The sequence below is a fragment of the Mycobacterium sp. BK086 genome (genome assembly GCA_004362315.1).
Lineage (GTDB): Bacteria > Actinomycetota > Actinomycetes > Mycobacteriales > Mycobacteriaceae > Mycobacterium.
In genome coordinates this window covers 196,326-217,232 of sequence record SNWL01000004.1, presented here as the reverse complement: position 1 = coordinate 217,232, position 20,907 = coordinate 196,326, and the positions used below count along the sequence as shown (strand labels likewise).

The 20,907-nt window shown below is 68.4% G+C and carries 21 protein-coding genes and 1 pseudogene; 14 read left to right on the top strand and 8 right to left on the bottom strand.

From position 1 onward, the window contains the following. The first annotated feature begins 1 nt into the window (after position 1). The 6 genes from EV580_RS11695 (at position 2) to EV580_RS11670 (ending at position 8,606) form a co-directional block, all read left to right on the top strand. Positions 2–1,276: a M18 family aminopeptidase gene (locus EV580_RS11695; RefSeq protein WP_133691348.1), complete on the top strand. Its 1,275-nt coding sequence runs from the start codon at positions 2–4 to the stop codon at positions 1,274–1,276. 69 nt (positions 1,277–1,345) lie between these two features. Beyond that, a complete protein-coding gene (locus tag EV580_RS11690) occupies positions 1,346–2,641 on the top strand; it encodes a cytochrome P450 (protein ID WP_133691347.1) in 1,296 nt (431 codons plus the stop codon). A gap of 63 nt (positions 2,642–2,704) precedes the next feature. Then, on the top strand, positions 2,705–3,967 hold the full coding sequence (locus EV580_RS11685) for a cation:proton antiporter (protein WP_353619845.1): 1,263 nt from the start codon (positions 2,705–2,707) through the stop codon (positions 3,965–3,967). A gap of 9 nt (positions 3,968–3,976) precedes the next feature. Further along, complete coding sequence (gene purL / locus EV580_RS11680; protein WP_133691345.1) at positions 3,977–6,274, top strand: phosphoribosylformylglycinamidine synthase subunit PurL; 2,298 nt, start codon at positions 3,977–3,979, stop codon at positions 6,272–6,274. After that, positions 6,271–8,058, top strand: a complete 1,788-nt coding sequence (locus tag EV580_RS11675) for an alpha/beta hydrolase (RefSeq protein WP_133691344.1) — start codon at positions 6,271–6,273, stop codon at positions 8,056–8,058. The genes purL and EV580_RS11675 overlap by 4 nt, the downstream gene beginning before the upstream one ends. Continuing rightward, positions 8,055–8,606, top strand: coding sequence for an Rv0804 family intramembrane glutamic endopeptidase (locus EV580_RS11670; RefSeq protein WP_133691343.1), 552 nt, complete (start codon positions 8,055–8,057; stop codon positions 8,604–8,606). The genes EV580_RS11675 and EV580_RS11670 overlap by 4 nt, the downstream gene beginning before the upstream one ends. Here EV580_RS11670 and EV580_RS11665 read toward each other — a convergent pair. Next, positions 8,603–9,013, bottom strand: coding sequence for a PPOX class F420-dependent oxidoreductase (locus tag EV580_RS11665; RefSeq protein WP_133691342.1), 411 nt, complete (start codon positions 9,011–9,013; stop codon positions 8,603–8,605). The genes EV580_RS11670 and EV580_RS11665 overlap by 4 nt on opposite strands. A gap of 60 nt (positions 9,014–9,073) precedes the next feature. Between EV580_RS11665 and EV580_RS11660 the strand changes: the two genes are divergently transcribed. Continuing rightward, the gene (locus EV580_RS11660) at positions 9,074–9,466 is read left to right on the top strand and encodes a sterol carrier family protein (RefSeq protein ID WP_133691341.1); all 393 of its coding nucleotides are present in this window, start codon (positions 9,074–9,076) and stop codon (positions 9,464–9,466) included. A gap of 91 nt (positions 9,467–9,557) precedes the next feature. Further along, positions 9,558–11,090, top strand: coding sequence for an amidophosphoribosyltransferase (gene purF, locus EV580_RS11655; protein WP_133691340.1), 1,533 nt, complete (start codon positions 9,558–9,560; stop codon positions 11,088–11,090). A 19-nt stretch (positions 11,091–11,109) separates the two neighbouring features. Here purF and EV580_RS11650 read toward each other — a convergent pair. Next, positions 11,110–12,087: pseudogene (locus EV580_RS11650) on the bottom strand (NAD(P)H-binding protein); the annotation flags it as partial. A gap of 18 nt (positions 12,088–12,105) precedes the next feature. Further along, positions 12,106–12,522: a cupin domain-containing protein gene (locus EV580_RS11645; protein ID WP_370581575.1), complete on the bottom strand. Its 417-nt coding sequence runs from the start codon at positions 12,520–12,522 to the stop codon at positions 12,106–12,108. Between the two features lie 38 nt (positions 12,523–12,560). Between EV580_RS11645 and EV580_RS11640 the strand changes: the two genes are divergently transcribed. Beyond that, positions 12,561–13,178, top strand: a complete 618-nt coding sequence (locus tag EV580_RS11640) for a DUF2461 domain-containing protein (RefSeq protein WP_133691337.1) — start codon at positions 12,561–12,563, stop codon at positions 13,176–13,178. Between the two features lie 48 nt (positions 13,179–13,226). Continuing rightward, entirely contained in the window at positions 13,227–14,297 is a 1,071-nt protein-coding gene (gene purM / locus EV580_RS11635) for a phosphoribosylformylglycinamidine cyclo-ligase (RefSeq protein WP_133691336.1), read from the top strand. Between the two features lie 16 nt (positions 14,298–14,313). Here the strand turns inward: purM and EV580_RS11630 are convergent, their stop codons facing one another. Beyond that, on the bottom strand, positions 14,314–14,505 hold the full coding sequence (locus EV580_RS11630; protein ID WP_133691335.1) for a DUF3073 domain-containing protein: 192 nt from the start codon (positions 14,503–14,505) through the stop codon (positions 14,314–14,316). A gap of 137 nt (positions 14,506–14,642) precedes the next feature. Continuing rightward, positions 14,643–15,731, bottom strand: coding sequence for a CAF17-like 4Fe-4S cluster assembly/insertion protein YgfZ (gene ygfZ, locus EV580_RS11625; protein ID WP_133691334.1), 1,089 nt, complete (start codon positions 15,729–15,731; stop codon positions 14,643–14,645). Between the two features lie 40 nt (positions 15,732–15,771). Between ygfZ and EV580_RS11620 the strand changes: the two genes are divergently transcribed. Further along, positions 15,772–16,647, top strand: coding sequence for an aminodeoxychorismate lyase (locus tag EV580_RS11620; RefSeq protein WP_133691333.1), 876 nt, complete (start codon positions 15,772–15,774; stop codon positions 16,645–16,647). Between the two features lie 261 nt (positions 16,648–16,908). Here the strand turns inward: EV580_RS11620 and EV580_RS11615 are convergent, their stop codons facing one another. Beyond that, positions 16,909–17,247 carry a hypothetical protein gene (locus tag EV580_RS11615; RefSeq protein ID WP_166654672.1) on the bottom strand — a complete coding sequence of 113 codons (339 nt, stop codon included), beginning with the start codon at positions 17,245–17,247 and terminating at the stop codon, positions 16,909–16,911. Positions 17,248–17,327: 80 nt separating this feature from the next. On the opposite strand from EV580_RS11615, the gene EV580_RS11610 reads away from it, so the two are divergent. From EV580_RS11610 to EV580_RS11600, 3 genes are read left to right on the top strand one after another with little or no spacing between them, the layout of a single operon-like run. Next, positions 17,328–18,242, top strand: coding sequence for an ABC transporter substrate-binding protein (locus EV580_RS11610; RefSeq protein WP_286171546.1), 915 nt, complete (start codon positions 17,328–17,330; stop codon positions 18,240–18,242). Further along, entirely contained in the window at positions 18,239–19,066 is an 828-nt protein-coding gene (locus EV580_RS11605; protein ID WP_208114603.1) for an amino acid ABC transporter permease, read from the top strand. Before EV580_RS11610 ends, EV580_RS11605 begins: the two co-directional genes overlap by 4 nt. Beyond that, positions 19,063–19,800 (top strand): amino acid ABC transporter ATP-binding protein, encoded by a 738-nt coding sequence (locus EV580_RS11600; RefSeq protein WP_208114602.1) that lies wholly within the window; start codon positions 19,063–19,065, stop codon positions 19,798–19,800. Before EV580_RS11605 ends, EV580_RS11600 begins: the two co-directional genes overlap by 4 nt. Here EV580_RS11600 and EV580_RS11595 read toward each other — a convergent pair. Then, positions 19,797–20,105 carry a hypothetical protein gene (locus tag EV580_RS11595; protein ID WP_133691330.1) on the bottom strand — a complete coding sequence of 103 codons (309 nt, stop codon included), beginning with the start codon at positions 20,103–20,105 and terminating at the stop codon, positions 19,797–19,799. The genes EV580_RS11600 and EV580_RS11595 overlap by 4 nt on opposite strands. Further along, positions 20,105–20,752, bottom strand: coding sequence for a heme-binding beta-barrel domain-containing protein (locus EV580_RS11590; RefSeq protein ID WP_133691329.1), 648 nt, complete (start codon positions 20,750–20,752; stop codon positions 20,105–20,107). The genes EV580_RS11595 and EV580_RS11590 overlap by 1 nt, the downstream gene beginning before the upstream one ends. Positions 20,753–20,907: the final 155 nt, after the last annotated feature.

The following is a 20,907-nucleotide window of genomic DNA, read 5'->3' as shown; positions in this document are numbered from 1 at the left end:
CATGTCCACAGGCGCCAGTGCGCACGGGTTGTGCGAGTTCATCGACGCGTCGCCGTCACCGTTCCACGTCTGCCACACGGTTGCGCAGCGCCTGAGTGCCGCCGGCTACACCGAACTGACCGAGACCGACCGGTGGCCGGACGGCAGCGGTGGCCGGTACTTCACGGTGCGGGCCGGCTCGCTGGTGGCGTGGAACTCCACAGACCCGGAACTGCCTTTTCGTATCGTGGGCGGCCACACCGACAGCCCCAATCTGCGCGTCAAACAGCATCCGGACCGGGTGGTGGCCGGCTGGCAGGTCGTGGCGCTGGAACCGTACGGCGGGGCGTGGCTCAACTCCTGGCTGGACCGCGACCTCGGGATCAGTGGCCGGCTCTCGGTGCGCGACCCCGGGGCCGCGGGCGGTGTCTCGCACCGGCTGGTCCGCATCGACGACCCGATCCTGCGGGTGCCGCAACTGGCCATCCACCTTGCCGAGGACCGCGCGGCGGTCAAGCTCGATCCGCAGCGCCATGTCAACGCCGTCTGGGGGCTGGGCTCCGAACCTCGGTCCTTCCTGGGCTACGTCGCCGAGTGGGCCGGGGTGGAACCGGCCGACCTGCTGTCCGCCGATCTGATGACTCACGACCTGACCGGATCGGCGCTCATCGGTGTCGACGGTCAGTTCGTCAGCGCGCCCCGGCTGGACAATCAGGGCACCTGCTACGCCGGGTTGGAGGCGTTCCTGGCCGCCGAGCCGCGCGGTTATCTGCCGGTGCTGGCCCTGTTCGACCACGAGGAGGTGGGTTCGACGTCGGATCACGGTGCGCAGTCGGATCTGCTGCTGACCACACTCGAGCGCATCGTGCTGGCCGGGGGCGGCGACCGGGAGGATTTCCTGCGTCGGCTGACGGCGTCGATGGTGGCCTCCGGCGACATGGCGCATGCGACGCACCCCAACTATCCCGACCGTCACGAACCCGGGCACCTGATCGCCGTGGACGGCGGACCGGTGCTCAAGGTGCAGCCGAACCTGCGCTACGCCACCGACGGCCGGACCGCCGCCGCCTTCGAGCTGGCCTGCCGGCAGGCAGGGGTGCCGCTGCAGCGCTATGAGCATCGCGCCGATCTGCCGTGCGGTTCGACGATCGGGCCGATGACCTCGGCGCGCACCGGAATCCCCACCGTGGACGTCGGGGCGGCTCAGCTGGCCATGCACTCCGCGCGCGAGCTCATGGGCGCGGCCGACGTCGGCGCGTATTCGGCTGCGCTGCAGGCATTTCTGTCACCGATCTAGGGCTCTGTGTTCATCGGCTAGACGGTTTCTGGTCGGCCGGGACACGCCGGCGCCACCTACCATCCGCCGGTGTCGACGATCGCGTTGCCGCCCGCCCCGCCGATCCCGCGGGCCCTTCAGGCCGTGATCGCGGTGGCCGATCGCCGTGCGGCCCTGCACATCGTGCGGCGCCACTACGGCTCGGCGTTCACCCTCAACCTGCCCATCTGGGGGCGCGTCGTGGTGCTCAGCGACCCCGGCCAGATCCGCCAGCTGTTCAAGGCCGGCGCCGACGTCGCCGACACCACCGACACCAATCTCGGCCGGGTCATGGGGCCCAATTCGATGTTCGCGCTTGCGGGACCGCGTCATCGCGCGCACCGCAAACTGCTGACCCCGCCGTTCAACGGCCGGCGGCTGAGCGCCTACGAGACCATCGTCGAACAGGAGGCCGTCGCGGAATTCGGCACCTGGCCCGGCGACCGGTCCTTCGCGTCGTTGCCGTCGATGATGCGCATCACCCTGAACGTGATCCTGCGCGCGGTGTTCGGTGCGTCCGGCGAGGAGTTCGATCGCCTGCGTGACCTGCTGCCGCCGGCCATCCAGTTGGGCTCCAAACTCTCGCTCATCCCTGTGCCGCAATGGGATTGGGGACGCTGGAGCCCCTGGGGGCGCTTTGGCAGCTATCGTCGCGAATACGACCAGATCGTCGACCGGCTGATCGAGAAGGCGCTGGCCGATCCCGATCTGGAATCCCGCGACGACGTCCTGGCGCTGATGCTGCGCAGCCGCTATGACGACGGGTCGCCGATGTCGCGGGCCGAGATCGCCGACGAATTGATCACCCTGCTCGCGGCCGGCCACGAGACGACGGCCACCACGCTGGCCTGGGCCGTGGAGCGGCTGCAGCGGCATCCCGGGCTGCTGGCGCGCCTGGTCGCCGACCTCGACAGCGGATCCGAGGTGCTCCTGGGCGCCACCATCCTGGAGGTCCAGCGCACCCGTCCCGTCATCGACGTGACGTTCCGGCAGGTGACCGCGCCCGCCCTGACGCTGGGCCCGTGGACGATTCCGCAGGGGCTGACGATCGTGGCCGGCATCGGGCTGCTGCACGCCGACGACGCCGTGTTCCCCGATCCCGGCCGGTTCGATCCCCACCGCTTCCTGACCTCCTCGCCGGATCCGGCGGAGTGGATGCCCTACGGCGGCGGTATCCGTCGCTGCATCGGCGCCGCCTTCGCGAACATGGAGATGCGCGTGGTCTTACGAACGTTGCTGCGGGACCACACGATCACCCCGTCGTCTGCCCGCAGCGAACATCAGCAATCCCGCGGCGTGGCGATCGCACCGGCCAAGGGCGCGATGGTCGCCGCCACCCGTCGATAGCTACCCGACACGGCTGCCCAGGCGCGCGCCGAGCGGGTGTCTGGGGAATGATGCCTACCTGTGGTGCAGTCCCTGATCGCACTCTCGGTGGTGCTGACGATCTGGTCGCTGTTGGCCCGGCCGATGCAGCGGGGCCGGATCACCGCCCCGATCCTGCTGGTCGTGGTCGGGGCCGGCATCGAATACGGCACCTATCACGCGGTGGCCGACACCCTGAATTCCACGGTCGCCCAACATCTGGCGGAACTGATCCTGGCCGTGCTGGTGTTCGTCGACGCCACCGATGTGCGCGGCGGACTGCTGGGCCGCGACCCGCGCTCGGCGCTGCGACTGCTGGGCATCGCGCTGCCGCTGAGCATCGGGCTCGCCTACGCGCTGGGGTGGTTGCTGCTACCGGGAATGACCTGGCCGGTGCTCCTCGTCCTGGCCTGCATCGTGGTGCCCACCGACTTCGCGCCCGCATCCCGGATCCTGCGCGATGCGCGGATTCCCGAGCGGGTGCGCGAGCTGCTCAACGTCGAGGCGGGCTACAAAGACGGCATCATCGCCCCGGTGCTCGTCTTCGCGCTGGCACTGGCGTCGGGTCCCGACGATCAAGAACCGCCCATGCATGCGCTCGCCGAGGCGGTCCCCGAGGTCGGCATCGCGCTCATCGTCGGCCCCCTGGTCGGGGTCCTGCTCGGTTGGCTGGCCAATGTGGCCGAACGCCGCAACCTGATGACCGACCAGTCCAAGCGGATCATCTACGTGGCCGCACCGCTGCTGTCCTACTCGCTGAGCGTCGGGCTCGGCGGCAACGGCTTCGTGGCGGCGTTCCTGTGCGGCATGGCACTGAACTATGTGCGGCAGGTCCGGCGGGCAGGAGCGCAGCGACCCGGGGAATCGGTTGCAGACAAGCATCGGGAACTCGAGCTCATCGACGACGTGGCCGTGCTGCTCACCGCGTTCATGTGGTTCACCGTCGCCGGAATCGGCGTCATCGCCCTGATGTCGGGCGGTGTCACATGGGGCATCGTCGGTTACACGGTCGTCGCGGTGACCGTCGTCCGGCTCATTCCGGTGATGTTCGCGCTGCTCGGATCGGACATGGACTGGCGGGAGCGACTCCTGCTCGGCTGGCTGGGCCCGCGGGGGACGACCTCGATCGTGTTCGGTCTGCTGGCGTTCAACGTGCTCGAGGGCGGCATCGAGAAGCAGGTGCTGTTGATCATGGTGCTGGTGGTGCTGACCAGCGTGCTGGTCCACGGCCTGAGCGCCTCGGCCGTCGCGCACGTCTTCGCACGCTCACGCGTGCGACGGCGCGGCACCGCGGAGCTGCGCCACTAGACTGTCCTCGTGACATCTGGGCTCACTGGAGCTGTCGACACCGTCGACCACGCGACGACCACCCCCGAGCACCCGCAGCCGTATCGCGAACTCGGCCTCAAAGACGACGAGTATCAGCGGATCCGGGACATTCTCGGCCGCAGACCCACCGACGCCGAGCTGGCGATGTACTCGGTGATGTGGAGCGAGCACTGCTCCTACAAGTCCTCCAAGGTGCATCTGCGCTACTTCGGTGAGACCACCACCGACGAGATGCGCAAGGCGATGCTGGCCGGTATCGGCGAGAACGCCGGCGTCGTCGACATCGGCGACGGCTGGGCGGTGACGTTCAAGGTGGAATCGCACAACCACCCGTCCTACGTCGAGCCGTACCAGGGCGCGGCCACCGGTGTGGGCGGCATCGTGCGCGACATCATGGCGATGGGCGCGCGGCCGGTGGCCGTCATGGACCAGTTGCGCTTCGGTGCGGCCGACGCCCCCGACACCCGCCGGGTGCTCGACGGCGTGGTCCGCGGTATCGGCGGCTACGGCAACTCCCTGGGCCTGCCCAACATCGGGGGCGAGACCATCTTCGACCCGTCGTATGCCGGCAATCCTCTGGTCAACGCGCTGTGTGTGGGGGTGTTGCGCAAGGAGGATCTGCACCTGGCGTTCGCCTCCGGCACCGGCAACAAGATCATCCTGTTCGGCGCGCGCACCGGCCTGGACGGGATCGGCGGCGTCTCGGTGCTGGCGTCGGACACCTTCGGCGGCGACGAGGGATCGGGGCCGGGCCGCAAGAAGCTGCCCAGCGTTCAGGTCGGCGACCCGTTCATGGAGAAGGTGCTCATCGAGTGCTGTCTCGAGTTGTACGCCGCCGGGCTGGTGATCGGTATCCAAGACCTCGGTGGTGCCGGGTTGTCCTGTGCCACTTCGGAATTGGCATCGGCTGGCGACGGCGGCATGGCCATCGAACTGGACAAGGTGCCACAGCGGGCGGCCAATATGACCCCGGCCGAGATCCTGTCGAGTGAATCACAGGAACGCATGTGCGCGGTGGTCTCCCCGGACAACGTCGACGCCTTCATGGCGGTGTGCCGCAAGTGGGATGTGCTGGCGACGGTGATCGGCGAGGTCACTGACGGCGACCGGCTTCAGATCACCTGGCACGGCGAGACCGTCGTCGACGTGCCGCCGCGCACGGTCGCCCACGAAGGTCCCGTCTACCAGCGTCCGCTGGCCCGCCCGGACTCGCAGGACGCGCTGAACGCCGACACCTCGGCGTCCCTGCCCCGGCCGGCGACCGGTGACGAGCTGCGCGCGACTTTGCTTGCGCTGGTGGGCAGTCCGCACCTGTGCAGCCGGTCCTTCATCACCGAGCAGTACGACCGCTACGTGCGGGGCAACACCGTGCTGGCAGAGCATGCCGACGGCGGCGTGCTGCGCATCGACGAAGCCACCGGGCGTGGCATCGCGATCTCCACCGACGCCTCGGGCCGCTACACCCAGCTCGACCCGTACACCGGTGCGCAGCTGGCACTGGCCGAGGCCTACCGCAATGTCGCGGTCACCGGCGCGACGCCGATCGCGGTGACCAACTGCCTGAACTTCGGCTCTCCCGAGGATCCCGGCGTGATGTGGCAGTTCTCCCAGGCCGTCCGTGGACTGGCCGATGGCTGTGCGGCCCTTGGTATTCCGGTCACCGGCGGCAACGTGAGCTTCTACAACCAGACCGGCGCGACGGCCATCCTGCCGACGCCCGTGGTCGGCGTGCTCGGTGTCATCGACGATGTGAGCAGGCGACTGCCGACCGGACTCGGCAACGAGCCGGGGGAGACGCTGTTCGTGCTCGGCGACACCCGCGACGAGTTCGACGGCTCGATCTGGGCGCAGGTCACCGCCGACCACCTCGGCGGCCTGCCGCCGGCGGTGGACCTCGCCCGCGAGAAGTTGCTCTCTGAGGTGCTGGCGGCGTCGTCGCGCGACGGACTGGTCTCGGCCGCACACGATCTGAGCGAAGGCGGCCTCATCCAGGCTGTCGTCGAGTCGGCCCTGGCCGGCGAAACCGGTTGCCGCATCGTTCTTTCTGAAGGTGCTGATCCGTTCGTGGCGCTGTTCTCCGAATCGGCAGGCCGCGCCCTGGTGGCGGTGCCGCGCACCGAGGAGAGCAGGTTCGTGGCGATGTGTGAAGCCCGCGGACTGCCCGCGACGCGCATCGGGGTGTCCGACCCGGGGTCGGATTCCGTTGAGGTCCAAGGATTGTTCACGGTGACGCTCGACGAGCTGCGCACCACCTCGGAGAAAGTGCTGCCCGGGCTTTTCGGATGACCAGCGCGGTCGACGACGACGTCACCGGTGAGGCGCAGGCCCCGCCAGAGCGACGGCGTCACCGCGAATCGTTCATCGAGTGGGCGTGGAGCCTGGTCCGGCTGGACTTCGTCGGCGTCGCGTTCGGCGCGGTGTTCTTCTGCCTGTCGCTGACGCCGTCGCTGATGCCACGCGACTGGGTGCTGGCCGGGGTGATCGGTGGCATCAATGCCGTAATCGGCTATGGCTTCGGGGTTTTGGTCGGCTGGCTGGTCCGCCGGCTCTTTCTGGATCACCGAGCCTGGTGGCCACCTAGCCTGAAGGTTCTGAGGTGGATGCAGGCCGCGACCGTCGTGCTGTCGATCGGCGCCAGCGTGCTGATGCTGGTGCCTGCCGCCGCCTGGCAGCGCCAGATCGCGGCGGTCATGGGTATCGAAGGGCTATCCACCCTGGTGTACCTGCGCACCCTGGCCGTCGCGCTCGTCGTCGGCGGGCTGTTGATCAGCCTGGCGCGGGTCATCAAGGACGCCATCAAGTTCCTGGCCCGCATGATGATCCGACGCTTCAACATCAACGACGAGGTGGCGATGTTCATCGGCACCGCAATCGTGGTGGTGCTGATCATCACTCTGGTGAACGGCGTGCTCTACCGCGGCTTCATTTATGGCGCCAACGCGATGTTCCGGCCCGTCAACGACACCACCCGGCCCGGCATCGAGCAACCTTTTCAGCCCGAAAGATCAGGTAGTGCAGCATCATACGTGCCGTGGGATACGTTGGGGTTTCAAGGCCGCAACTTCGTGGCCACCGGCCCGCACGCCCCCGAGCTGACCGAGCTCAACAGGCGGCCTGCCAAGGAACCGATCCGCATCTATGCCGGCCTGGAAACGGCCGACACCACTGAGGGGCGAGTTGCGGTTTTGCTCTCGGAACTGCAGCGCACCAAGGCATTTGAGCGCAAGGTGCTGGTCATCATCCCCACCACCGGTACCGGTTGGGTCGACCCAGTCGCGGCGCGCGCGATCGAGTCGATGTACAACGGCGACACCGCACTGGTGGCCATGCAGTACTCGTATCTGCCGAGCTGGATTTCTTTCCTCGCCGACCAGGAGAAGTCGGTCGAGGCGGGCAAGGCGATGATCGATGCCATCCACCAGCGGTGGTTGCAGTGGCCCGAGGCGAGTCGGCCCAAGCTGGTGCTCTATGGCGAGAGCCTGGGCTCGATGGCCGGCCAGGGCGCGTTCGGCTACCTGCCCGATGTCGTCGACAAGGGATTCTCCTCGGTGCTCTGGGTGGGACCGCCCAATGCCAGCACCCTGCACCGGGCCCTGACTGTTCGGCGCGATCCGGGCAGCCCGGAAGTTCAGCCGGTCTACGACGGCGGGCGCACCGTTCGGTTCGCCCAGGCGGCCAGCCCGGCCGAGATCGCCGGTGTGGCCGCGTCCCCGCCGTGGAAGGGCACCAGGGTGCTGTATCTGCAACACCCGTCGGACCCTGTGGTGTGGTGGTCACCCGATTTGCGCTTCGACCGGCCGGACTGGCTGAAGGAGCCGCCGGGCTTCGACCGCACCCCGGCCATGCGCTGGTATCCGATCATCACGTTCTGGCAAGTCAGCGCCGACATGGCGGGCAACGTCACCAATTCGCAGGCGCTACCAAGGGGGCACGGCCACGACTACGGCGTCAGCCAGCTCGACGGGTGGGCCGCGGTCGCCGCCCCCGACGGCTGGACGCCCGCGGACACCGAACGGATCCGCCGCGCGCTCGAGAAGCTGATCGCCGCCGGCGGTCCCGAATTCCAATGATTACCAAGGATTCCGGCACGCCGGCTGTGCGGGCAGTGGTCAGCACCGCATTGGCTGTCGCGGTGCGCGCGCCGTTGGGCATACGGCCGCCCCGATTGTGGTCGGGGCTGCGGACCGGCGCCGTGACCGCGGGGCTGGTGGTGGCCGTCGTCGCGGCGTTGACAGCGGTGCCCCGGGTGCGTACCGGGATGAACGACCGCCGAATTCCGGCCGATCCCGTCCGGTGGATGGCGCTGGAGATTCCGGTCGCCACGGCCTGGACGGAGGAGATGCTGTTCCGGGGCGTGCTTCAGACCGTCGCTGTGCGCGCCCTGGGACCCACTGTCGGCCCGGTGGTGCAGGCCGCCGCCTTCGGCCTCTGGCATATCCCCGACGCCAGGCGGGTCGGCGATCCGGTGCTCGGCACAGTGGTGGTGACGGGCGTGGCCGGGTGGGTGTTCGGTTGGCTTGCCAAGCATTCGGGGAGCGTGGTGGCCTCCGTGCTCGCGCATGCCGCGTTCAACGAGTCCGCGGCGGTGGCCGCGTTGGTGGTGCAAGCCCGGCGTTAGTCCGCCGTCGTCGGTACGTCGCGGCTGTCCGGCACCAGGTCGTGCGGTTCGGTGTCGGTGTCGTCGATGCCGAAGCTGATGATCCGCTTGGGGGTGATCCGGATCAGGCCCGCGCCGTTCGGCGCCTCGGCCTGCTCGCCGGTGCCGCGGATCTCCAGGCAGCGCACCCGCCACGGGTCCCGCGAGGCGATGTCGTCGACGACGAACGCGACGGTGTTGTTGGTGGCGAGATTGCGGAACTTGCGGCTGGCCGCCATGTTGTAGCCGACGACGTCGATGGTGCCGAGCGTCTCGTTGAAGGTGAAGCCCACGGGGCTGTTCTGCAGGGTGCCGTCCGGCTGGACGGTGGCCAGCCTGCCGAGATCCGCCGAGTTCAGGTAAGCGATTTCGTGCGGTTTGAAGGACATCAACCCAACGTAGGACCTCAAGTTTGGTTGACGTCAAGGCAGGTTGAAATACTCGACCCCATGCCAGCCCGCGGCAACGCCGACCCCGAAGCGACCGTCGCCGCGGTGCACGCTGTCGCGCCCTGGCTACGCGACGAGAGCGCACCCACGCCCGAGCGGGCGGAGCTCGCGGCCGCGGTGCGGCTCACAGCCCGCACTCTGGCCACAGTGGCACCAGGCGCCAGCGTCGAGGTCCGCGTCCCACCTTTTGTTGCGGTGCAATGCATCTCCGGGCCCCGGCACACCCGGGGCACCCCGCCCAACGTGGTCGAAACCGATCCGCGGACCTGGCTTCGCCTGGTGACAGGCCTGCTCGGCGTTGACGAGGCCGCCGATCAGGGTGCGCTTCGGCTGTCCGGAGCGCGGGCCGGCGAGGTCGGGGCATGGCTTCCGTTGGTTTCGCTCGGCGAGTAAACGGGCCGACACTCGGCGTTCAATTCCGCGTTTCCTGCCGATGCCCGTAAACTGACTTACAGTCACCGACCTGCGCCAGGGAGCAGCCCATATCGTGACCGAAGAACTGGAAAACCCACCTGCTGAGGAATGCGGCGTCTTCGGAGTCTGGGCTCCGGGTGAAGATGTAGCCAAACTCACTTATTACGGCCTCTATGCCTTGCAACACAGAGGCCAGGAGGCAGCCGGTATCGCCGTCGCCGACGGGTCGCAGGTGCTGGTCTTCAAGGATCTCGGTCTGGTCAGCCAGGTATTCGACGAGCAGACGCTGGCCGCGATGGAAGGCCACGTCGCCATCGGGCACTGCCGCTACTCGACCACCGGCTCCACCACCTGGGAGAACGCCCAGCCGGTTTTCCGCAACACCGCGGCGGGCACCGGAGTCGCGTTGGGCCACAACGGAAATCTGGTCAACACCGCCGAACTGACGACCCGCGCGCGCGAGGCCGGATTGATCAACCCGCACATGCCGGGCGCGGCGACCACCGACTCCGACATCCTCGGGGCCCTGCTGGCGCACGGCGCGGCGGACTCCAGCCTGGAGCAGGCCGCGCTCGAGCTGCTGCCGACGGTGCGCGGCGCGTTCTGCCTGACGTTCATGGACGAGACCACGCTCTACGCCGCCCGCGACCCGTACGGGGTGCGGCCACTGTCGTTGGGCCGGCTGGATCGCGGCTGGGTGGTGGCCTCCGAGACCGCCGCGCTCGACATCGTCGGCGCGTCCTTCGTCCGGGACATCGAACCCGGTGAGCTGCTGGCCATCGACGCCGACGGGGTTCGCTCCACCCGGTTCGCCAACCCGACCCCCAAGGGCTGCATCTTCGAGTACGTCTACCTGGCCCGACCGGACAGCACGCTGGTCGGCCGCTCGGTGCACGCGACCCGCGTCGACATCGGCCGCCGACTGGCCCGGGAAAAGCCGGTCGAGGCAGACCTGGTCATCGGTGTTCCGGAATCCGGAACACCGGCCGCAGTCGGCTATGCCCAGGAATCCGGCATCCCGTTCGGCCAGGGGCTGATGAAGAACGCCTATGTCGGGCGCACATTCATCCAGCCGTCGCAGACGATCCGGCAGCTGGGTATTCGCCTCAAGCTCAATCCGCTCAAAGAGGTGATCCGCGGCAAGCGGCTGATCGTGGTCGACGACTCGATCGTGCGCGGCAACACCCAGCGGGCCCTGATCCGGATGCTGCGCGAAGCCGGTGCCCTCGAGGTACACGTACGCATCGCCTCACCGCCGGTGAAATGGCCGTGCTTCTACGGCATCGACTTCGCCACTCCCGCCGAGCTCATCGCCAACGCCGTGGAAGACCAGGGCGAGATGCTGGAAGCCGTGCGGCACGCGATCGGCGCCGACACCTTGGGCTACATCTCCCAGCAAGGCATGATCGCGGCCACCGAACAGCCGCCGACGCGGCTGTGCTGCGCCTGCTTCGACGGCAACTATCCGATCGAGCTGCCGGGCGAGACCGCACTCGGCAAGAACGTCGTCGAGCACATGCTGGCCACCGCCGCACGCACCGGCCTTCCGATTCAGCCGGTGCAGTCCGACAACGCCAACGTCTCGGCGCTCAGCCGGCCTTAGCCGGCCGCCGGTGCCGCGGCCCGGCCCAATCCGGATCGCTCGGCCATTGGGCGGCGGTCCCGGCTTCCCAGTCGGGCTGGTACTCAACGCGAGTCAACGCCGCCTTCACCGCGTCTCGGTACGGGGTCAGCCCCGCGGCGGGCCGCTCGATGATGGTGTCGACATCGTGGTTGTCCATCACGGCATCACAGTGCAGGGACTCGACCAGCGGCCGGGCCAACCCGGACGGAATGGGCGTGACCAGACCCACCCACAGCGACGCGAGCCGTGGGGTCAGCACCGGCAGCACGAGGATGCGCCGTCGCGCCAGACCGGCCACCTCGGCATAGATCTGCATCATGTCGCCGTACTCCAGGACGTCGGGTCCGCCGACATCCCAGGCGCGTGACGTCGGCACCGCGGCGGTGGCGGCCGCAGCGAGGTAGTGCAGGACGTCATCGATCGCGATCGGCTGGATCGTGTTGTGCACCCACTTCGGTGTCGTCATCACCGGCAGCCGATTGGTGAGGTGACGGACCATCTCGAAGGACGCCGAGCCCGCGCCCACCACCACGCCGGCCTGCAGCACGATCGTCTCGATACCCGAGCCGATCAGGATCTCGCCGACCGCAGTGCGCGATGCGAGATGTGTTGATAGATCGGCACCTTCGGGATGCAGACCGCTGAGGTACACAATGCGGCGGACCCCGGTTCGGCGAGCCGCGTCGACGACGTTCTGTGCGGCGCGCCGTTCCTCGTCGGAGAAGTTGTCCGACGAGCCCATTGAGTGCACGAGGTAGTAGACGACGTCGACGCCGGCGAAGGCCTCAGCAAGTGAGGAGGCGTCGGACAGATCGCCGCGGGCGACTTCGATCCTGTCCCGCCACGGCACGTCCGAGACCTTGTCGGGTGTGCGCGCCAGCGCGCGCACGGCGAAACCGTCGTCCAGCAGTCGCGGTACCAGACGGCCGCCGATGTATCCGGTGGCGCCGGTGACCAGGCATCGAGTTGGCTGCATACGGCAGGGATTGCCCCTTTATTCGAACGGGCAACCCGGATTGGGCATGTCAACTGCCAGCGGGCTGCCGGCAGGGTCGATGTAGAGCACCCACATCACCAACGGGGTGGCTCCCTCGTTGCGGCCCTCATGGACGTAGCCGCTCCCACTGCGTTCGGTGATGGCGTCGCCCGGGTTGTAGACGCCGTCGACCGAGCAGTCACTCTCGTAGTGGGTCAAGGTGCCCTGCTTGATCACGCCGAAGACCTGCCCGGGGTGGTAGTGCCAGCCCGTGGTCCCGCCCGGGGCGATCGTGATCTCCCGCGAGATGTAGTCCTTACCGTTGAGGGTCGCCTGCGACATGACGATGCCCTCGACGCCGGAGGCCGGCGTGGCCGCCGCCGACCCGGGTGCCAGCACCGTCAGACCTGTCGCGATCGCCGCAGCCGCCCACATCCGTGTCATGGACGGACACTGTGTCACACAATGTTCGTATGGCGTTTCGCGGCTGGCCGATCGAGGCCGTCGAGTTCTATGAGGGCCTGGAGGCCGACAACTCCAAGGTGTACTGGACCGAGCACCGCGCGGTCTACGACCGCAAGGTGAAGGCGCCGATGGAGGAACTGCTGGCCGAGCTGGCCGAGGAGTTCGGCGCGGGCAAGCTGTTTCGGCCCTACCGCGATGTGCGGTTCAGCGCCGACAAGTTGCCCTACAAGACCAACTGCGCGGCGATGATCGGCTCGGGATACGTGTCGTTCTCTGCCGACGGACTCTCGGTGGGCAGCGGCCTGTACATGCCGGACGCGGCCGCGCTGGCCCGCTACCGCGAGGCCGTCGACCACAAGAAGTCGGGTCCCGAGCTCGCCGGGATCGTCGCCGCGCTGCACGACGGCGGTTACGACACGATGGCCCACGACGTGCTCAAGACCGCGCCGCGCGGATATCCGAAGGACCATCCCCGCGTCGAGCTGCTCCGCCACAAGGGCATCGCGATGATGAAGACCTTTCCCGTGGGCGCCTGGCTGGGCACCGCGAAGGCCAAGGACCGGGTGGTCACCACGCTGCGGGCCGGAGCGCCGTTGCGCGCATGGCTGGCCCGCAACGTCGGCTGAACTATGGCCCGTGTCGGTGACGGTCGGGGACCGGTAGCCTTATGCGCGATGACGGATCGCGAGGAAGACAACCACATCTCCTACGCATCGGCCGGAGTGGACATCGAGGCCGGTGACCGCGCGGTCGAGCTGTTCAAGCCGCTGGCGAAGCGGGCCACCAGGCCCGAGGTGCGTGGCGGGCTTGGCGGCTTCGCCGGGCTGTTCGCCCTGCGTGGCGGGTATCGGGAGCCGCTGCTGGCTGCGTCGACCGACGGTGTCGGGACCAAGCTGGCCGTGGCGCAGGCGATGGACAAGCACGACACGGTCGGACTCGACCTGGTGGCGATGGTTGTCGACGACCTCGTGGTGTGCGGGGCCGAGCCGCTGTTCCTGCAGGACTACATCGCCGTCGGGCGCACCGTCCCGGAGCGGGTCGCGGCGATCGTCGCCGGTATCGCCGAGGGCTGCGTGGCAGCCGGTTGCGCGTTGCTGGGCGGGGAGACCGCAGAACACCCCGGCCTGATGGAGCCCGACCACTACGACATCTCCGCGACCGGTGTGGGTGTCGTCGAGGCCGACGACGTGCTGGGACCCGAGCGGGTCCGCCCCGGTGACGTGATCATCGCGATGGGGTCGTCGGGGCTGCACTCCAACGGCTATTCGCTGGCCCGCAAGGTTCTGCTCGAGATCGACCGGATGAACCTCGCCGGCCACGTCGAGGAGTTCGGCCGCACGCTCGGCGAGGAACTGCTCGAACCCACCCGCATCTACGCCAAGGACTGCCTGGCGCTGGCCGCCGAGACGCAGGTCCGCACCTTCTGCCATGTCACCGGGGGTGGGCTGGCCGGCAATCTGGAGCGCGTCGTCCCGCACGGGTTGGTCGCCGAACTGGACCGTGGAACCTGGACTCCCGCACCGGTATTCGCAATGATCCAGCAACGCGGCCGGATCGACCGCGTTGAGATGGAGAAGACGTTCAACATGGGTGTCGGCATGGTCGCCGTCGTCGCGCCGGAGGACACCGACCGCGCATTGGCGATTCTGACTGCGCGCCACCTGAACTGCTGGACGTTGGGCACTGTCACCAAGGGGAAGGACGGCCCACGAGCCAAGCTCGTCGGGCTGCATCCGCGCTTCTAAGAAGGGGAAGCGGCGCTCAGCGCCGCCAGCTGCCCTCGTCGGCCCACGGGTCCTCGTCGAACCCGTTGTCGACGGTGTCAGGCTCTCTCGACTCAGACTCCGACCCCGACAGCTCCTGTTGGAGCCTGCTGAAATCGGTCTGTGGGGAGCTGTATTTCAGCTCCCGAGCAACCTTGGTCTGCTTTGCCTTTGCCCGGCCGCGGCCCATGGGGGAACCCCCTCGCGCAATAACGGAGCGGCCCGGGATGCAGGCGGCTCCGATCTGTGTGTTCGTTATTGTCCTGCCAACACCTTACCGTGCCGCACTGCGATGTGCTGGCAGGCCCGTTCGGCCGAGGGTGAACGTCACACTGCGCCGCGGCGAAGGCGCTCCACCGCGAGCCGCCCGGCGCCCACCGCGTCGGTCGGTGGCAGCGAGTCCGGGTCGATCTCCGCGGCCACCTGATGCTCGCCGCCCGTGGTCAGCGCGGTATCGGCCGGGATGCCACGCTTCACCAGAGCCAGCGCGATCGGGCCGAGATCGACGTGATCGACGACGGTGCCGAGGCGGCCGACGACACGCCCGCCTGCGAGCAGCGGGTCGCCGGTGGCGGGCCGCTCCCCGGATCCGTCGAGGTGCACCAGGACCAGCATCCGGGGCGGCTTTCCCAGGTTGTGGACGCGTGCCACGGTTTCCTGGCCGCGATAGCAGCCCTTGTCGAGGTGCACAGCCCCTTGCCCGGGCGCACCGATCCAGCCCGCCTCGTGCGGGATGGTCCGCTCGTCGGTGTCCACGCCCAGTCGGGGCCGCTGCGCGGCGACCCGATGCGCCTCATAAGCCCAGACACCGGCGCGACGCACCCCGGCGGCCTCCAGCCGGGCCAGCCAGTCGGCGGCACTGTCGCGCGGAACCAGCAGGTCGAGCTCGATCTGGCCGGGTTCGGCCGGGTTTCGGCGCACGAAGCCGCCGTCAATCGGTACTGCGATCGACTCTGCGGGGAGTTCGGTGAGGCCCAGCGCCGCCAGCACGGCGGGCTCGGCCAGGCGCGGGCCGAGCAGCGAGAGCACGGCGAGGTCGGTCAGTTTCGGTGCCACGTCCGACCAGAACACCATCTTGGTCAGGTAGGCCAACAGCGGCTCGCCACGGGAGCCCTCGGTGTCGAGATAGGTGACCCCATCCAGCTCGGTCTGCACCCAGTGATCCTCGACGCGGCCCTGCCCGTCGAGGCTGAGGTTCTCGGTGGACGTGCCGTCGGGCTGCTCGCTGACGTGTTGGGTCGAGATCGAGTGCAGCCAGGTGCGCCGGTCGGCTCCGGTGAGGGCGAGGACGGCACGGTTGGACCGGTCCACCACGACGGCGTCATGGGCAGCGGAGCGCTGCTCGCCGAACGGATCGCCGTGGTGCCAGATCGCACCGGCGTCGGGGGAACTGTCAGGGGCGGGGACGGCTGACACACATCAACTCTACGGCGGGCTGCCAGTACGCTCATGCCTCATGTCCGGCCAGTTATCGGTGCTCGTCACGCTCGACGGCGAGGTGCGTGATCCGGGCCAGCCGCTGTTGTTCGCCGATGACTTGGCGGCCGTGCGCGGTGACGGCATCTTCGAGACGCTGCTGGTGCGCGACGGCCGCGCCTGCCTGGTGGAAGCGCACCTGTATCGACTGGTCCAGTCCGCCAGGATGATGGACCTGCCCGCGCCGGACCTGGACGCATGGCGGAGAGCCATCGCCATCGCGGTCGAGCAGTGGAAGTCGGCCGATGAGGCGGCCCTGCGGCTCGTCTACAGCCGCGGGCGCGAGGGTGGTTCGGCCCCGACCGCCTTCCTGACGGTGAATCCGCTCCCGGAGCGGGTTGCCGTCACCCGCCGCGACGGCATCGCCGCGGTGGTGCTGGATCGCGGGCTGCCCGCCAGCGGGGTGGATGCCATGCCCTGGCTGGTGGCAGGGGCCAAGACGTTGTCGTATGCGGTGAACATGGCCGCATTGCGGCACGCCGCCGACAAGGGCGCCGGCGACGTCATCTTCGTCAGCTCCGACGGGTTTCTACTCGAAGGACCGCGTTCCACGGTCGTGGTCGCCACCGACGACGGCTCCGGCGGCACCTGCTTTCTCACACCGCCGCCCTGGTATCCGATCCTGCGCGGCACCACCCAGCAGGCACTGTTCCAGGTCGCTCGTGACAAGGGCTACGACTGCGATTACCGCGCCCTGCGGCCGTCGGATTTGCTTGATGCCCAAGGTGTTTGGCTGGTATCGAGTATCACCCTCGGGGCGCGGGTGCACACCCTCGACGGCCGCGCCCTACCGCACAACCGGCTGGCCGCCGAGGTCACCGCCCTGGTCGACGCGGCCATCGTCAGCGATCGCTGATCGCGAAAACCTGTTGGCAGACCCGCGTGAGCGCGAGTACGGTCGGCCGTACACAGGGAAGGAGGTGGTCCGGAAAATTGATAGCTTCTTGGACATGTGAGGTGGCTGCCAGCTAGCAGCACCAGGTGCCAGGATTCACCTGCGCCCTGCGCGCGCTGGCGAATTCCCGGCAGCTACCCGGCCCCCGAGCTCCTGGTTTGTCCAACCAGGAAAAACGGCTCGGGGGCCGCCCCATTTCTGCGGACTTCTTGTGCGGCTTGGTCAGTGCTGCGGCGGCGGCGCGGGCGCCAGCGACGCGCACGCCTGTAGGCCCTTGTCCCACACCGATTGATCGACACCCGGCGGCGCCGGGGGCTGACCCTGAGGTGGCTGTCCGCCATGGCCGCCCGGCCCACCGGGGCCACCGGGGCCACCCTGCGGGGGCTGACCCTGAGGTGGTGCGGGCACGCCGTTCTCGGTCATGCATTGGGCGAAAGGATCATTGGGTCCCCCTGGATTGCCCGGTGCGGCCACGCTCGATGGCGAGCAGGCCACTACCGTCCCGATCAGCGCAACACCGAGGGCGGTCATCGCCCCGGCATGCAGCGGTCGCAAAACCATTCTCATCTCCTTCTCGAAAGTGAAACCCGACCGTATGTAGGCGCCGTAGGTGCGGATTAGCACCGAGCTGTGGGATGGCTGTGAGCACCCCGAACCGCCTTGAGCGGATTGCTGGCGCGGCGGTGCGACTGTGCGCGATGATGCCGCGCATGCGCAATGGGTTGATCGCGGTCGCCGCTTCCGCTGCGGTGCTGCTGACATTGGTGGGGTGCGCCCCGTCGAAAGAGACGACGGCGACCGGTGGTGGCACGTGCGAGAAGGGTGCGCTGCCGACCTTGAAATCCGGAGTGCTGACCTTCGGCACCGATCAGCCGGCCTACCCGCCGTGGTTCGTGGACGACAATCCGGCCAACGGCAAGGGTTTCGAGTCGGCGGTGGCGTATGCGGTCGCCGACAAGCTCGGTTACGACACCAAGAACGTTGCGTGGGTGCGGGTTCCGTTCAACGCGGCCATCGCACCGGGGCCGAAGACGTTCGACGCCAACCTCAACGAGTTCTCGATCACCGACGAGCGTAAGCAGGCCGTCGATTTCTCCTCGCCGTACTACGACGTCACGCAGGCTGTCGTGACCATCAAGTCGTCCCCGGCCGCGAAGGTAACCACCGTGGCGGGCCTGCGTGGTCTGCGGCTCGGCGCGCAGGTGGGCACCACCAGTTACGACGCCGCCAAGGCCGTCGGCTCCACGGTGCCGGTCAACGTCTACAACAACAACGACGACGCCAAAGCGGCACTGACCAGCGGCCAGATCGATGCGTTGGTGCTCGACCTGCCGACGGCCTTCCAGGTGCAGAGCGAGCTGACCGACGGTGTCATCGTAGGGCAATTGCCTTCCGGCACAACGAAACCCGAACAGTTCGGCATCGTCCTCGACAAGGGCAGCTCGCTGACGCCGTGCGTGTCGGGTGCGGTCGACGCCCTGCGGTCCGACGGCACCCTGGCGAAGTTGCAGCAGCAGTGGCTGGCGGAAGCCGGCAACGCGCCGGTACTCACGTGACGGCGCTGGCCGCCGAGCGCCTCGCCTACCGGCGGTCCAGGGCTCGGCGGTCCACGTTCGTCGCGCTGGTGTCGACGCTGGTCTTCGCGGCGGTCGCGGTGGTGGCCACGACGTCGTCACCGGGCTGGCCCCGGGTGCGGGACTCGTTCTTCAATCTGCGGGTGGGATGGCACAGCCTGCCCGCCGTGCTCGACGGGCTGTGGCTGAACGTGCGGGTCCTGGTCGTGTGCCAGGTGCTGATCCTGCTGTTCGGGTTGACGCTGGCCGCGGTGCGCACCCTGCGCGGCCCGGTCTGGTTTCCGGTGCGCACCCTGGCCACCGGCTACGTGGATTTCTTTCGAGGCCTGCCGCTGATCATCTGCCTGTACCTCGTCGGTTTCGGCCTGCCCGGTCTGCGGTTGTCCGGTATCCCGAACAACCCGGTGCTGCTGGGCGGGCTGGCGCTGGTGCTGATCTATTCGGCGTACGTCGCCGAGGTGTTCCGCGCCGGGATCGAGTCGGTGCACCCGTCCCAGCTGGCCGCGGCCAAATCCCTTGGGCTGAATTATCGGCGGACCATGCGCCTGGTCGTGCTGCCTCAGGCGGCTCGGCGCGTCACCCCGGCGTTGCTCAACGATTTCGTTGCGCTGCAAAAGGATTGCGGCCTCATTTCGGTTCTGGGTGCCGTCGACGCGGTGCGGGCGGCCCAGATCCAGGTGGCGAGCAGCTACAATTTCACGCCCTACGTGGTGGCCGGTCTGCTGTTCGTGGCGTTGGCCGTGCCGTCGGCACGGCTGGCCGACTGGGCGACGCGGCGAGCGGCAATCCGCCAGGGCGCGTTGTGAGCGCGGTCCTCTCGGTCCGCGGTCTGGTCAAAAACTACGGCGAGCGAACGGTTCTCGGTGGCGTCGACCTCGACGTCGCCGAACATCAGGTGGTGGTGCTCATCGGCGCGTCCGGTTCGGGTAAGTCGACGCTGCTGCGCTGTATCGATCTGCTCGAGGACATCGACGACGGGCAGATCTTCCTCGATGGCCGCGATATCAGCGATCCGCGCATCGATGCCGATTCCGCCCGGCGGGCGATGGGGATGGTGTTCCAGTCGTTCAACCTGTTCCCGCACATGAGCGTGCTGGCCAACATCACGCTGGCCCCGCGGGTGGTGCACCGCCGCGACCGGCTCGATGCCGACGAGCGCGGTCGCGAACTGCTGGCCCGAGTTGGCTTGGCCGACAAGGCCGATGCCTATCCCGACAAGCTGTCCGGCGGCCAGCAGCAGCGGGTGGCGATCGCGCGGGCACTGGCCTATGGCCCTCGGCTGCTGCTGCTCGACGAGATCACCAGCGCGCTGGATCCTGAGCTCGTGGGCGAGGTGCTCGAGCTGGTGGGTGAGCTAGCCGCGGCCGGGAGCACGATCGTGATGGCCACCCACGAGATGGGCTTTGCCCGTCAGGTCGCCGACACGGTGTGCTTCCTCGACGGCGGCCGGATCATCGAATCAGGTTCTGCGGAACAGGTTTTGACCGATCCACAGCAGGAACGGACCCAGCAGTTCCTGCGCCGGGTCACGGGAGCCTAGCCGGCCGGGCCGGGCTCCAGTGTCGAGCAGGCTTTCCGCGCCTGATCCCACACCCCGGGGTCGACCCCCGCGGGCGGACCCAGCACGGCGGCACCGGCCGAATCGGGCACGCCGTGCTGGTGCAGGCATTGCGCCAGGGATCCATGCTCGGCAGACGCCGGACTCGTGGTGCTGGTGGTCGTGGCCAGACCGGTGGTGCTCGGCGCGGGACTGATCACGGTGGGCTGGGACGGGGTCGGCGTCGGTGTGCAGCCGGCGAGGATCGCGGTGGCCGCCGTGGCGACCCCGATGGCCAGGCGGCGCATCAGCCGACGTATCGCGTCAGGCGTGCGGACAGATGGGGAACCAGGCCGCCGTCGGCGTCGACACGTTCCTCGACGTAGGCCAGATCACCGCCCTCGACGATCCCGTACAGCCGCTTGGCGCCGCCGACCAGCACGCCCGACTTGCTGCGCGCCAGCGCGTCGGTCACCAACTCCCATGACGACTGCGTGAGGGGCTGGCCGTAGAACAGCTCGACGTAACCGGCGGAGTGCGCCAGCAGCAGCTCGATGGCCTGGGATTCGCCGGCGTCGGCAGGGTCGGTGACGAACCGCCAGAAGCCGGTCTCTCGCAGGCCAGGGGAGTGGTAATCGCCGCCCTCGTCGAGGCGCCAGGATCGGGCGTCCCAGTTCAGATAGTCACCACCGTCGTGCGAGACGACGATCTGCTGTCCGAAGCGGTAATCGCCGTGCGGGCCGCGGCCCTCGCCCTCGCCGCGCCAGACGCCGACCAGCGGCAGCAAGGCCAGCAGTGCGTCGTGCAGATTGGCGCCCAAGCGCAGATTGGCGGTGTCGGCGGGCAACGGCAGGTCATCGAAAACGGGGATGTTTCGGCCGGCCGTCTCCTTGGCTCGCTCGGCCGCCGCGGCTACGGCGCGATCACCGCTACCGGAGATGTCCTCGGGACTCACGACTCGTCGGTGATCAGTCGGTAGAGCGCGTACAACGCGAACCAGGTGATCAGTACGACCGTTGCGACCAGGAGGATCTCGAAGAAAAGAACCACGCTGTCAGTCTATCCGGGGCTCGGGCGGACGCACCGCCCGAGCCACCCTCGATCAAGCGA

Coding starts and splice junctions, on each gene's coding strand:
- EV580_RS11695 (WP_133691348.1), top strand. CDS start 2: ATGTCCACAGGCGCCAGTGCGCACGGGTTGTGCGAGTTCATCGACGCG.
- EV580_RS11675 (WP_133691344.1), top strand. CDS start 6,271: ATGACCAGCGCGGTCGACGACGACGTCACCGGTGAGGCGCAGGCCCCG.
- EV580_RS11670 (WP_133691343.1), top strand. CDS start 8,055: ATGATTACCAAGGATTCCGGCACGCCGGCTGTGCGGGCAGTGGTCAGC.
- EV580_RS11665 (WP_133691342.1), bottom strand. CDS start 9,013: ATGTCCTTCAAACCGCACGAAATCGCTTACCTGAACTCGGCGGATCTC.
- EV580_RS11660 (WP_133691341.1), top strand. CDS start 9,074: ATGCCAGCCCGCGGCAACGCCGACCCCGAAGCGACCGTCGCCGCGGTG.
- EV580_RS11645 (WP_370581575.1), bottom strand. CDS start 12,522: ATGTGGGCGGCTGCGGCGATCGCGACAGGTCTGACGGTGCTGGCACCC.
- EV580_RS11640 (WP_133691337.1), top strand. CDS start 12,561: ATGGCGTTTCGCGGCTGGCCGATCGAGGCCGTCGAGTTCTATGAGGGC.
- purM (WP_133691336.1), top strand. CDS start 13,227: ATGACGGATCGCGAGGAAGACAACCACATCTCCTACGCATCGGCCGGA.
- EV580_RS11630 (WP_133691335.1), bottom strand. CDS start 14,505: ATGGGCCGCGGCCGGGCAAAGGCAAAGCAGACCAAGGTTGCTCGGGAG.
- EV580_RS11620 (WP_133691333.1), top strand. CDS start 15,772: ATGTCCGGCCAGTTATCGGTGCTCGTCACGCTCGACGGCGAGGTGCGT.
- EV580_RS11615 (WP_166654672.1), bottom strand. CDS start 17,247: ATGGTTTTGCGACCGCTGCATGCCGGGGCGATGACCGCCCTCGGTGTT.
- EV580_RS11595 (WP_133691330.1), bottom strand. CDS start 20,105: ATGCGCCGCCTGGCCATCGGGGTCGCCACGGCGGCCACCGCGATCCTC.